The sequence below is a fragment of the Stenotrophomonas sp. STEN035 genome (assembly GCF_056759935.1).
The window spans coordinates 42,657-54,884 of sequence record NZ_JBRRDY010000014.1 but is presented as its reverse complement, the minus strand read 5'-3'; the positions used below and the strand labels follow the sequence as shown (position 1 = coordinate 54,884).

General features: G+C 63.5%; 10 protein-coding genes. All 10 read left to right on the top strand.

The window, feature by feature from the left end; genetic code table 11:
* The first annotated feature begins 346 nt into the window (after positions 1-346).
* The 10 genes from ACVOLL_RS09650 to tsf all read left to right on the top strand — a co-directional run bounded on the left by ACVOLL_RS09650 (position 347) and on the right by tsf (position 12,097).
* Positions 347-859 carry a Csu type fimbrial protein gene (locus ACVOLL_RS09650; RefSeq protein ID WP_481512711.1) on the top strand — a complete coding sequence of 171 codons (513 nt, stop codon included), beginning with the start codon at positions 347-349 and terminating at the stop codon, positions 857-859.
* 13 nt (positions 860-872) lie between these two features.
* Entirely contained in the window at positions 873-1,667 is a 795-nt protein-coding gene (locus ACVOLL_RS09645; RefSeq protein WP_481512710.1) for a fimbrial biogenesis chaperone, read from the top strand.
* Positions 1,668-1,743: 76 nt separating this feature from the next.
* Positions 1,744-4,014 carry a fimbria/pilus outer membrane usher protein gene (locus tag ACVOLL_RS09640; RefSeq protein ID WP_481512709.1) on the top strand — a complete coding sequence of 757 codons (2,271 nt, stop codon included), beginning with the start codon at positions 1,744-1,746 and terminating at the stop codon, positions 4,012-4,014.
* The gene (locus ACVOLL_RS09635) at positions 4,011-5,036 is read left to right on the top strand and encodes a Csu type fimbrial protein (RefSeq protein ID WP_481512708.1); all 1,026 of its coding nucleotides are present in this window, start codon (positions 4,011-4,013) and stop codon (positions 5,034-5,036) included. The genes ACVOLL_RS09640 and ACVOLL_RS09635 overlap by 4 nt, the downstream gene beginning before the upstream one ends.
* Positions 5,037-5,315: 279 nt before the next feature.
* A complete protein-coding gene (locus ACVOLL_RS09630; protein WP_481512707.1) occupies positions 5,316-5,828 on the top strand; it encodes a Csu type fimbrial protein in 513 nt (170 codons plus the stop codon).
* A gap of 11 nt (positions 5,829-5,839) precedes the next feature.
* The gene (locus tag ACVOLL_RS09625; protein ID WP_481512706.1) at positions 5,840-6,625 is read left to right on the top strand and encodes a fimbrial biogenesis chaperone; all 786 of its coding nucleotides are present in this window, start codon (positions 5,840-5,842) and stop codon (positions 6,623-6,625) included.
* Between the two features lie 13 nt (positions 6,626-6,638).
* The gene (locus ACVOLL_RS09620; protein ID WP_481512705.1) at positions 6,639-8,969 is read left to right on the top strand and encodes a fimbria/pilus outer membrane usher protein; all 2,331 of its coding nucleotides are present in this window, start codon (positions 6,639-6,641) and stop codon (positions 8,967-8,969) included.
* Positions 8,957-9,973: a Csu type fimbrial protein gene (locus ACVOLL_RS09615; protein ID WP_481512704.1), complete on the top strand. Its 1,017-nt coding sequence runs from the start codon at positions 8,957-8,959 to the stop codon at positions 9,971-9,973. The genes ACVOLL_RS09620 and ACVOLL_RS09615 overlap by 13 nt, the downstream gene beginning before the upstream one ends.
* Before the next feature lie 301 nt (positions 9,974-10,274).
* Positions 10,275-11,084 carry a 30S ribosomal protein S2 gene (rpsB, locus tag ACVOLL_RS09610; protein ID WP_282267380.1) on the top strand — a complete coding sequence of 270 codons (810 nt, stop codon included), beginning with the start codon at positions 10,275-10,277 and terminating at the stop codon, positions 11,082-11,084.
* A 134-nt stretch (positions 11,085-11,218) separates the two neighbouring features.
* Positions 11,219-12,097, top strand: coding sequence for a translation elongation factor Ts (gene tsf, locus ACVOLL_RS09605; protein ID WP_481512703.1), 879 nt, complete (start codon positions 11,219-11,221; stop codon positions 12,095-12,097).
* Positions 12,098-12,228 lie beyond the last annotated feature (131 nt).

Here is a 12,228-nt window from a genome sequence, read left to right as displayed (position 1 = left end):
CCCATTTGGACTATTTCGCTAAGTATTTCACATTAATGAACACGGAATCGGGGAGCCGGCCGCCCCCCAGGCCGGGCTTCCCTGACTGGGCATACCCGGCCAACGGCCGCTATTCCATACTCATGCGAATCGTCCCAAACGAATGCCTCGCAGCAGCCCAAACCCCACTGGAACGGGGCTGATTACACGCACGCGCATCACAGAAATTCCCGCCTTGGGACATATCTCATACCCCTCTCGGGCGACCTGGGAACAGACTCAATCCGCACCTGCCGCACCGCTACAGGCCCGTAACCCGGCCTGCGCAGAGCACGACAGCTGCGCTGTCTTTTCTCCAAGGATCACCATGAAGCTCCGCAACGCCCCCCTGTTCACCTGCATCGCCGTTGCTGCCGCAACCGGTGCCGCCCACGCAGCAACAGACACCACGCAGTTCCAGGTCAAGATCACCATTACCGAGTCCTGCGACGTGCACACGGTCAGCGCCACCAACATCGACTTCGGTACCCACGTCCGCTCCACCGACGCCACCCCGATCGACAACCAGGGCGCGTTGCAGCTCAACTGCAGCAAGGGGACGCCTTACCAGATCGCACTGGACCCTGGCCTCAACTCCAGCAGCGCCACCGCCGCCGCCGACAACCGACGCATGATCAGCGCCGACAACAACTTCGTGCCCTACGGCTTGTACCGGGACGCGGCCCGTACCCAGTTCTGGGGCCGGGTGCCGGGCACCAACACCGTCGCAGGCATCGGCAGCGCCGCGCCGCAATCGATACCGGTATTTGGCCGGGTACCTGCGACCAACGTGCCCGCAGGTGTTTATCTGGACACCATCACCGCCACTGTCACCTACTGAGCAGGCCAGCCGCGTGAACAATCGCCACCCGCGCCGGTTGCAGGTGGCGAGCCTGGCACGGCTCGCCACCATCCTTGCACTTGCGCTGCTGCCGCTGCTGCCGAGCAGCGCCGGCAATCTGCAGGTTGCCCCCATCCTGCTGGAATTCGGTAACGCACAGCCCTCGCAGACGCTTTGGCTGACCAACTCGGGCAGCGAACCCCTGCGTGCGCAGATCCGGGTGCAGCACTGGACCCAGGACGACGGACAGGAGCTGCTGCTGCCCTCCGATGTGTTGCTCGCCAGCCCGCCGCTGGTCGATATCGCCGCCGGACACAGCCAATTGATACGCCTGCTGCAGGCGCGCACCGGCAGCCAATCCAGCGAAAATGCTTTCCGGCTCATCGTTGATGAATTGCCCGGTAGCGCCAGCAGCGCGAGCTCCAGCCTACAGTTTCTACTGCGTTACTCCATTCCTGTATTTGTGCTGCCAGAGGGTGTGACACCGCGATTGGAACGCAGCGGCAAACACACTCCCACCGACGCCAGCCGATTGCAGGGCGATTGGCAGGTACGCGATGGCAGCGCCACCTTCTCGCTACACAACCGCGGCACGCAACGCATCCGCATCAGTCAGCTGAGCTGGAGGCCAGCTAGCGGATCATCCATCGACATCACCCCTGGCCTGCTTGGCTACGTACTGGCGGGCCGGCAGATGCGCTGGAGGCTCCCCGTGCCGACCACCCTGCCAGTCAATGGCACCCTCCACGCCAAACTCAATGACGATGTCGACCCTCAACCTCTGCCGCAGGTCGTTACTGGTCCTTAGCGCTGGGCTTGCGCTTGCCACCACGGCCTCTCCAGCCGCACTCGCTGAAGCAACCCGCATGGCAATGCCTGCGCACATGAACGATAGCGAAGAGTCCGAGTTGCACCTGCAAGTGAGCGTCAACCAGATCGACATCGGTGGCTTGACCCGTTTCGTGGTCCGCCAGGACGCCTTGTTCGCCAGCCACACCCATTTGCTCATGCTGGGGCTCAAACTGCCTGCCACGGCCAGCGGACAGGGATTGATCCCGTTGGCGTCGCTGCCCGGCATCAGGCTCCATTACGACGTTCAACTGCAACGCATCGATCTGCAGGTACCGGTGGACATGCTCAACCGTTCACCAACCCACGTGGATCTGCGCAAGGCTGATCACCCTCGCCCAGATCCCGAGCAGCGCGCCGCTGGCGGCGTGCTCAACTACGACCTGTACGGCCAACACAGCAACAACGCAGGCAGTTTGAGCAGCTACAGCGAGCTGCGCCTGTTTGGCGTCGGCGCCGGTATCTGGAGCAATACGCTGGCCCAAGGCTTCAGCAGCAATGGCGGGCATGGCCAAGCCCGCACCAGCAGCACACGCCTGGACAGCAGCTGGCAGCTGGATTTTCCCGAGACAATGCTCAGCCTGAGTATTGGCGACAGCCTGTCCGCCGCACACGGCTGGTCACGCGCACTGCGTTTTGGCGGCGTACGCCTGTCGCGCAATTTCTCGCTGCAGCCCTATCGCATCACCACACCGCCCGCCTCATTTGCCGGCGAAGCAACCCTGCCTTCGACGGTGGATCTGTACATCGACGGCATTCGCAGATCCAGCCAACAACTGCCACCGGGGCGTTTCCAGCTCGACAGCAGCCCCTCGCTCAACGGCACGGGCCAAGCCACGCTGGTCATCACCGATATCAACGGACAGAGCCAGACACTGGGCTTTTCGCTCTATGGCACGCCCGAACTGCTGCAGGCCGGGCTCTCGGACTGGTCCGTCGAGCTGGGAACAATCCGTCGTGACTACGGCCTGCGCTCATTCGCGTATGCCAACACCCCTGTCGCCAGCGCCAGTCTCCGCCAAGGGTTGAGTGACAGCATGACCTTGCAGTGGCATGCCGAAGGCAGCCAGGACATTCATCAGACCGGGCTCGGCGCGGTGATACTGCTAGGCCGGCGCGGCGGCGTGCTCAGCGGATCAGTGGCCGGTAGCCGCGCGGGGCGCCGCAGCGGTCGCCAGCAGGGTTTTGGCTACCAATGGAGCTCGCGTCAGCTCACGCTATCCGCCAGTGCGCTGCGACGCACGGCGGGTTACCGCGACGTCGCCGCGGTTCAGGAGCAGGCCACCCTTTCACGGCGCAGCGAGCAGGCCTTTGCCGGAATCAGTACGCCGCTTGGCCAACTCGGCCTCAGCTACGTGGCGCAGCAGCACCCCGAACAACCGCGCAGCCGCTACGCCAGCCTGAACTGGTCGCATACGCTGCCCGGCAACGGCCAGCTCAACTTCAGCTTCAACCGCAATTTGAGCGACAAGCGCGGTGACAGCGCATTCGCCCATTGGTCACAGCCGCTGGATCGCCACACCACCCGCGCAGCGTCATTTCGACACGGTCGGCACGGCAATCTACTGTCACTGGAAGCCATCCATTCCGCCGTCGAGCAAGGTGCACTGGACTGGCGCACACAGCTCAGCGGCGACCGCGATCAGCGCGGCGTGCGTGGCGAAATCGCCCGTCGTGGGCAGCATGGCCAATGGACGGCTGGCCTGGACCATGACGGTGCACAGCGCAGCGCCACGCAACTCCATGCCAGCGCAAACGGCGCGTTTGCATGGCTCAGCGGCCATGCACACGTATTGCCACGTATAGACGATGCCTTCGCGCTGGTTTCAACCGCCGGCATTGCCGACGTACCGGTGCAGCTGGATAACCGCAGCGTCGGCCGCACCAACAAGCACGGGCAACTGCTCGTATCACAACTCAGCGCCTGGCAGCGCAATCAACTGTCCATCGATCCGCAGCACCTGCCAGCCGACATGCAGCTGGATAGCACCAGCAAGGAGATAGTGCCGGAAACCCGCCGCGGTGTGCTGGTGCCTTTCGCAATGCGCCGAACGCTGGCGTTGCATCTGGGCATACGTGACCGTAACGGTCAGTGGCTGCCTGCCGGCAGCCAAATCACCCTTGAAGCGCCAGACATGCCAGCGACAACCCACCATATCGGCCATGAAGGCAAGATCTACCTACTCGACCCTCCCGCACAGGCGCAGCTGCGATTTGGTATCGGTACCGGCGGCTGCACCGTCGCCTTGCCCGCACTTCCAGCACTGGAAGGCCGCCTCGACCTGGAGGATGTGATGTGTCAATGATGCTGCAACCACGCCCGGCAACACCGCCCCCGCATCGCCGCAGTTGCACATGGGCTTCCCCGCTGCTGGTCGCTGCTCTCTACCTGCCACCAATGCATGCACTCGCCGCACCGTACTGCTCCACATCGAGTTCGCCGGCCCTCAACTTCGGCGCCGTAGCGGGCAGCACCTATCAGGACACCCAGACCTCGTTGACACTGAACTGCTACGGCGGCACTGCCACCTTGTTGACTGCGGCCCTGGTCAGGGTCTGCCTGTTTGTCGGCACCGGCACGGCGGGCGCAGTTGCACCGCGCCTGATGTCCAACGGTGACGGCGCCTTCATGCGCTATGACATGTACGCCGATGCCGCCCGCAGCCAATTGATAGGTCCACACTCCAGCGGCTACCCGCTGTACAGCCTCAGCTTCCGGATCGCTCCCCGCGAAAACCTGAGCATCAGGATCCCGATCTACGGCCGCGTGCCGGCCGGCCAGAATCTGCCCGGCAACCTTCCCTACCGGGACCTGCCATACAACTCGTACGTACGTTACAGCTATGGCTATATACACGCCCCATTGGAAAGCGACTGCCGCGACCGTCTTCCCGGTTATCTCGGTGGCGCCGGGGACATCAGCTTCAACTGGAGCGGCGTATCTGCAAGCGTTCTGCGCAGTTGCCGCATCAGCAACCTTTCCAATATCAATTTCGGCGCTACCCCCGGGCTGAAGGCCGCGCGCGGACAGACCACCTCCGTCCAACTGAAGTGCACCCCCGATGTGGCATGGCAGGTCAGCCTGAACGATGGCCTGCACGCACAATCGGGCGCGCGCTTCATGGCTTCGGCCAGCGAACGTGTGGCCTACGAGCTTTACAGTGACTCAACCCACCTCAGCCGCTGGGGAGACGGCCAGACCAACACCGTCAACGGAGTTGGTACTGGCGCATTACAAAATCTGACGGTTTACGGCCATGTCCCTGCTCAGCCAAACGCAGTGCCAGGCAATTACCAGGACACCGTCACCATGACCCTGACCTATTGAGCACCGTCCGGCAGAAACAGCTCTGCCGGCACAGCAGTACCCGTCTCCGAGAAACGCCCAGCGATGCCTCATCGGTGCGCACCAACAATGTGCGCGGGTCACCGTTGTCAGCCAAGGCGCGCCAGCTGTCAGTTGACCGAACTTAGCAACATCCCCCGTTCAGGTGAAACTGCCAGCGTGAACACGTGTCAGCGCTGCGCTGCCGTGCTTAGCTCATCGCGCACGCAGACGCCATGTCCCATGGCATCGCCGCTGCCGCCAACCGCCGGGAGATTCAACATGCTCACGCGCACGCTTTTCATTACCGCAGCCAGCATTGCATTGACGGGATCTGCAGGCATCGCGCAGGCAGCAACCCAGACCACACAGTTCCAGGTGCGCATCGTCATCACCGAGTCCTGTGATATCCAGGCAGTCGCCGCCAGCGACATCGACTTTGGTAGCGTGGCCCGCGCCACCAGTACGCCGCTCGACGCGCAAGGCACGCTCGAGGTGAACTGCACCAATGGCACCCCTTACAGCATCGGCATGAATCCCGGCGCCAATGCCACCAGTACCACCGCTGCCGCCGACAACCGACGCATGAGCGATGGCGCCAGCAACTTCGTCGCCTATGGCCTGTACCGCGATGCCGGCCGGCAGAATTTCTGGGGCGAGGTCATTGGCACCGACACCTTGGCTGGCACCGGCACCGCCAGTGCACAGACGATCCCGGTCTATGGCCGCGTACCTTCCACCGATGCGCCAGCCGGCAGCTACGGCGACACGGTGATTGCCACGATCACCTATTGAGCCCGGGCCGGATGCAGCCCCCCTGCCCGCGCGTCCGCAACACCGCTCCGCGCCGCCTGTTCCGCGTGCCCTGGGGTCTACTGCTGACGGCCCAACTGGCGAGCGCCGGCAATCTGCAGGTTGCGCCGATCCTGCTGGAATTCGGTGATGGCGTGCAGGCACAGGCACTGTGGCTGGAGAACAACGGCGATCAGCCACTGCATGCACAGGTGCGCATACAGCGCTGGACCCAGAGCAACGCAGCTGACGTGCTTGAACCGTCGCAGATGCTGTTGGCACGCCCTGCCATCGTCCAGATCGGCCCCGGCCAACGGCAGTTGGTGCGCGTGCTACGGCCCGCTCCGTTGCCCGCGGGCGGCACGCAGGAGCAAGCCTATCGTCTGCTGGTGGATGAGCTGCCTGCCATCCACGTCAAACCCAACCAAGGCTTGAATTTCCTGCTGCGCTACTCGATCCCGGCGTTCGTACTACCCGCGGGGGCGAGCCCGCGCGAACTCGGAAGCAAGGCCCCTGCCGACACAAGCGGACTGCATGCCAGCTGGCAGGTAGCTGCCGGCGTGCTGACGCTGACCGTGCACAACACAGGCGCCCAACGCATGCGTCTGAGCCAGTTGCGCTGGCTGCCCGAGAACGGCCCACCGATTGAACTGACACCCGGCCTGCTGGGTTATGTGCTGGCGGGCCAACACATGCGCTGGACGCTTCCGCTACCAAACCCCTTCCCCCTCACCGGTACTTTGCAGGCCAGGCTGAACGATGCCGCCATCCCGCAGCCGCTGCGCTCTGCTGACCTTTGATCTGGCAATACTCATGGCGAGTAGCTCGTCCCTGTCTGCCGCGCCACCTGCCCGCCCGGATGCGGCACTCGCCGGTATTGGCGAGCAGCTGCCTCAGGAGCTGTATCTGGAAGTCCGGATCAATCAGGGCAGCAGCACCCAGCTGGCACGCTTCATCGCTACCGGACAACAGCTGTCTGCCAGCGCGGCAACATTGCAGGAATTGGGCCTGCGCCTGCCTGCGGGCGTGGAGCCCGACCAGCAATCGGTTGATCTGGGCCAACTGCCAGATATCCAGATCAGTTACGACGCCCGCAACCAGCGCCTCGCGCTGCAGCTGCCGCTGGCGGGACTGAGCCGGCCACCTACTCAATTGAGTCTGGCAACGCCTCCCAGCGTGCTCGCGGCAAGCGAAAGCACTCCCGGTCTCATGCTCAACTACGACCTGCACGCGCAACAGCAACGCGGATTCCGCAGCGCCAGCAGCTTCAGCGAGCTGCGCCTGTTCGGCGTTGGAGCAGGCATCTGGTCCACCACCCAGAACAGTAGCGTGGACAGCAGCCCAGGCCGCTGGCAACACCGCAACACCCGTCTGGACAGCCGCTGGCAACTCGACCTGCCCGGTCCGATGCTCAGCCTGAGCATTGGCGACAACGTAACCGGCGCGCTCGAATGGTCGCGCGCCGCCCGCATCGCAGGCGTACACCTGTCGCGAGATTTCTCCCTGCAACCGTACCGTGTGACCACGCCATTGGCATCATTCACTGGCGACGCCTTGCTGCCGTCCACGGTCGACCTGTACATCAATGGCATCCGCCAGGCCAGCCGCAACGTGCAACCAGGGCGATTCCAACTGGACGCCATCCCCACGCTCAACGGCAGTGGCCAGGCGCAGCTGCTGGTGACCGATATCAACGGGGAGCAGCGCATGCTGGAGTTTGCGCTGTACGGCGCGCCCACCTTGCTGCAGGCCGGCCTGAGCGACTGGTCACTGGATATGGGCGTGTTGCGTCAAGACTACGGCCTGCGCTCCTTCGCCTACGGTGACAGGCCGATGGCCAGCGCCAGCCTGCGCCATGGCATGTACCAACAAGTCACGATCGAAGCGCACACCGAGCTCAGCACGGACCTGCAACTGGCCGGCGTTGGCGCGGTGGCCCTGCTGGGAAAGCGTGGCGGGATACTGAGCGGTTCGCTTAGCAGAAGTCGCGCCGGCAACCTGCCCGGACATCAACATGCACTTGGTTATCAGTGGAACGCACACGGTTTCAGTGTCTCGGCCCGCACCCAACGCAGCAGCAGCGGCTTCCGCGATGCCCCGGCGTTTCTTGCCAATGCACCATTCCCGCGCCGTACCGATCAGTTCTTTATAGGTATGGGCAACGTACACAGCGGTCAGTTCAGCCTCAGCTACGTGTCCCAGCACTACCCAGGCAGTGCGCCCACCCGCCTGACCGGACTGGGCTGGTCACGCAACCTGCGCGGCAATGCCTGGCTCAGCGTGCAGCTCCAGCACGACCTGGACAACCGGCAGACAGACAGCGCCAGCCTGTACGTCTCCCTGCCCCTGGGGCGGCTTACCCAGCTCAGCAGCTCGCTACACCATGGCGGCGACGGCAACGTACTGGCGCTGGAGGCACGTCGCAGCGTGCCAGCGGATGCAGGCGGCTGGGGCTGGCGCGCGCAGGCGAACCTGGGCACACGCCGCAGCGCCAACGCCGAACTGAGCCACCTGGGCGACGCCGGCCAGTGGCGTATCGGCATGGACTACGATGCCGCTGCCGGCACCGCCGGGTACGTCGATGCCAATGGCAGTATCGTGTGGTTCGGCCAGAGCATACGCCCCCTGCGCCAGGTTGACGACGCATTTGCCCTGGTCTCGACCAATGGCGTGGCACAGGTCCCGGTGCGACTGGAAAACCGCTTGGTCGGCAGCACCGATGCGCATGGGCAGTTGCTGGTTGCACCGCTGCGCGCCTGGCAGCGCAACCTGATCAGCATCGATACCCTTGGCTTGCCAATGGATTTGCTGCTGGACGCGCCACAGCAGCTGGTAGTGCCCGCATCGGGCAGTGGCGCAAGCGTGGTTTTCAAACTGCAACCAAGTCGCCCGATGCGCCTGCAGATTCGCGACACGGACGGCCAATGGCTGGGCATCGGCAGCACGATCACCGTCGAACTGGCAGGCCAACTCGTAGCAAGCACCGTCGCTGGACATGACGGTGAAGTGTATTTACAGGACCCGCCTGCCGACGCGGTGCTGCGCATCCCGGTGGATGACAGCCATGACTGCGTGATCCCCCTGCCCATCGGCGTGCAAGGCAACGACCCGCCCGTCATCACAACACTGCAATGCCAACCATAAGCGCCCCTGCCAGACGCTCGCTGCGACGCCCAGCCATCGCAACAAAACTCATTTTGCTGCTCGCGCTGGCATGTCCCCAACTTTCCGCTTTCGCGCAAAGCTGCCAGGTAATCCGCAGCCCGAACATTGATTTCGGTGAAATCCGCGGCACCGCCACTACCGATACAGCGGCCACCGTCGTCGTGAGCTGCCAGGGCCAGGCACCGTTCGGCAACCAGATCACCGCCTGCATTTTCCCTGGCGAGGGCATTCCCGGCGGCGTGGCACCGCGCCACATGACAAACGACGCAGGTACCCTGATGAACTACGACCTCTACGCGAACCCGGCGCAGACACAGCTGCTTGGCGCGTTTGGTGGCAGCCAGCCGATTTACGCAATTGCCGTCCAGGCGGGAGCACTGAGCCCACAACAGATTTCGTTCAACATCTATGCCCGCGTCCCGGGTGGTCAGACATTGCCGGCTGCCTACCAATACCAAGGCAGTCCGGGCACCTCCATCCTCCGATACAGCTATGGCCCGCCACTGCTGGCACCCCCAACCGCAGAGAACTGCCGCGATGGCACCTTTCCCTTGCTGGGTGGTGCTGGCCAATCGCAGTTCCTTTTTGGCACTGTCAGCGCGCAAGTGCCCAGCGCCTGCCTGATCACCATCGCCACCGACCTGGACTTTGGCAGCGCCAGCCGTCTCGACGCGCCCCGCGACCAGAGTTCACTGATCCGCCTGCGCTGCGCCACCGGCACCGCATGGACAATGACCCTGAACAACGGCAGCAACCCTGCCAATGGGCAACGCCGGATGGCGTCGAATGGCAACTTCCTGCCCTACGAGCTGTATCTCGACCCGGCGCTGCTCATCCCCTGGGGCGACTCAGAGGCCACCGGTGCCAGTGATGTCGGTGAAAACGAAGACGTCTTTTACCCCGTTTATGGCAGGGTATTCCCGCAGCCAGCCCCCATTCCGGGCAGCTACAGCGACACGATCACGGTGACACTTACTTATTAGGCCGGCCAGAATCACCCGCCGACCCGGAAATTGCACCCAGCCCTGGCAAAGGCTATACTTCGCCGGCTTTTTCGGGCGCATGCCCGTTGAAGCGCGCTGACACCGGGCGTCAACCGGTGAATCCTCACCTGTCGCCCCCATCCGTGCCGGGGTGCCCTGTTCTTCAGGGTTCGGCCACGGAGGCGTCAGGGAAGCCCAACCCCGGAACTGTTTGCGCGCTCCATATAGAAGCCGCGCATCGCAGCACGACTCCAACAAACCGGTCGCGCGCGATGTCAGTTCCACCATCAGGAGTTTTGCAATGCCCCAGATCACCATGCGTCAGATGTTGGAAGCCGGCGTCCATTTCGGCCACCAGACCCGTTACTGGAACCCGAAGATGGGCCAGTACATCTTTGGCGCCCGCGGCAAGATCCACATCATCAACCTGGAAAAGACCGTCCCGCTGTTCAACGATGCGATGAACTTCATCTCCTCGGTTGCACAGAAGCGCGGCACCATCCTGTTCCTGGGCACCAAGCGCAGCGCACGCGAATCCATCAAGGAAGAAGCAGAGCGTTGCGGCATGCCGTTCATGAACCAGCGCTGGCTGGGCGGCACCCTGACCAACTTCGCTACCGTGAAGAAGTCGGTTGCCCGCCTGAAGGAACTGGAAGCCGGTGAAACCGACGGCAGCTTCGACAAGCTGGTCAAGCACGAAGTGCTGGGCCTGCGCCGTGAGCGCGACAAGCTGGAAGCCTCGCTGGGCGGCATCAAGGAAATGAACCGTCTGCCCGACGCTATCTTCGTCATCGACATCGGTCACGAAGACATCGCCATCAAGGAAGCCAAGAAGCTCGGCATCCCGGTGATCGCCGTGGTTGACACCAACTACAACCCGGAACTGGTCGATTACGCCATCCCGGGCAACGACGACGCCATCCGTGCCGTGCAGCTGTACGCTCGCGCCGCTGCTGACGCCGTGCTGGAAGGCAAGGCTGCTGCTCCGAACGCCGCCACCGTGCGCGAAGAAGAGTTCAGCGAAGCCGCTGCTGGCGAAGAAGCCAAGCCGGCTCGCCGCGCTCCGGCCAAGAAGGCTCCGGCCAAGAAGGGTGACGAGGCTTCGGCCTGATCCCCACCGGCGGGCGCAACCATCGCGCCCGCTCCCCCTGTGCCGGCACCAATGGCGCCGAGCACTGACAGGGCTGCGTAACAACGGCCGGCCATCATGGCCGGCCTACCCCTTTCTATTGATGAGGTAATTCCATGGAAATCACTGCTTCCCTGGTCAAGGAACTGCGCGAGCGCACTGGCGCCGGCATGATGGAGTGCAAGCGCGCTCTGTCCGAGACCAATGGCGACATCGACGCGGCGGCTGAAGCCCTGCGCAAGTCCGGCGCTGCCAAGGCCGACAAGAAGTCCGACCGCGTCACCGCTGAAGGCCGCGTTGGCGTTGCCAGCGAAGGCGGCAAGGCTGTGCTGGTCGAAGTGAACTCGGAAACCGACTTCGTTGCCAACGACGTCAACTTCAAGGCGTTCGTCGACGCCGTCGCCGCTGCCGCCCTGGCTTCTGGCGCCGCCGACGTTGAAGCCCTGAAGTCGGTCAAGCTGGCCAGCGGCGAAACCGTTGAAGAAACCCGCGCCACCGCGATCCAGAAGCTGGGTGAAAACATCCAGATCCGTCGCCTGGTCAAGATCGACGGCGCCAACACCGTTGGCACCTACGTGCACAGCAACGGCAAGATCGGCGTGCTGGTCGAACTGGCTGGCGGCAACGCCGAGCTGGCTTCGGGCCTGGCAATGCACGTGGCCGCGATGAACCCGCCGCACAACAAGGCTGCCGACGTTCCGGCCGACTTCGTTGCAAAGGAAAAGGAAATCGAGCTGGCCAAGATGAGCGAAAAGGAAAAGGCCAAGCCGGCTGAAATCCTTGAGAAGATCATCAGCGGCAAGATCAACAAGATCATCAGCGAAGTGACCCTGTACGGCCAGAACTACGTTCTGGACGGCGACAAGACCGTTGAGCAGGCCGTCAAGGCCGCTGGCGGCGACGTCGTCGGCTTCCAGCGCCTGGCCGTTGGCGAAGGCATCGAGAAGGTGGTGGAAGACTACGCCGCTGAAGTTGCCAAGGCGATGCAGGTCTAAGCACCCGCTGCCCGCAACATCTGAAAAAGCCGCGGATTTCCGCGGCTTTTTCTTTGCCGCAAAGTACCTGCGACACCACACTCCCGGCACTGGACTGCAATACCCCGTCTTTGCTTAAGGCATCCTGTATG

What these genes read in the sequence shown, in the direction of transcription:
- ACVOLL_RS09615 (WP_481512704.1), top strand. Translation starts at nt 8,957, where the DNA reads ATGCCAACCATAAGCGCCCCTGCCAGACGCTCGCTGCGACGCCCAGCC.
- ACVOLL_RS09625 (WP_481512706.1), top strand. Translation starts at nt 5,840, where the DNA reads ATGCAGCCCCCCTGCCCGCGCGTCCGCAACACCGCTCCGCGCCGCCTG.
- tsf (WP_481512703.1), top strand. Translation starts at nt 11,219, where the DNA reads ATGGAAATCACTGCTTCCCTGGTCAAGGAACTGCGCGAGCGCACTGGC.
- ACVOLL_RS09630 (WP_481512707.1), top strand. Translation starts at nt 5,316, where the DNA reads ATGCTCACGCGCACGCTTTTCATTACCGCAGCCAGCATTGCATTGACG.
- ACVOLL_RS09640 (WP_481512709.1), top strand. Translation starts at nt 1,744, where the DNA reads ATGAACGATAGCGAAGAGTCCGAGTTGCACCTGCAAGTGAGCGTCAAC.
- rpsB (WP_282267380.1), top strand. Translation starts at nt 10,275, where the DNA reads ATGCCCCAGATCACCATGCGTCAGATGTTGGAAGCCGGCGTCCATTTC.
- ACVOLL_RS09650 (WP_481512711.1), top strand. Translation starts at nt 347, where the DNA reads ATGAAGCTCCGCAACGCCCCCCTGTTCACCTGCATCGCCGTTGCTGCC.
- ACVOLL_RS09620 (WP_481512705.1), top strand. Translation starts at nt 6,639, where the DNA reads ATGGCGAGTAGCTCGTCCCTGTCTGCCGCGCCACCTGCCCGCCCGGAT.
- ACVOLL_RS09635 (WP_481512708.1), top strand. Translation starts at nt 4,011, where the DNA reads ATGATGCTGCAACCACGCCCGGCAACACCGCCCCCGCATCGCCGCAGT.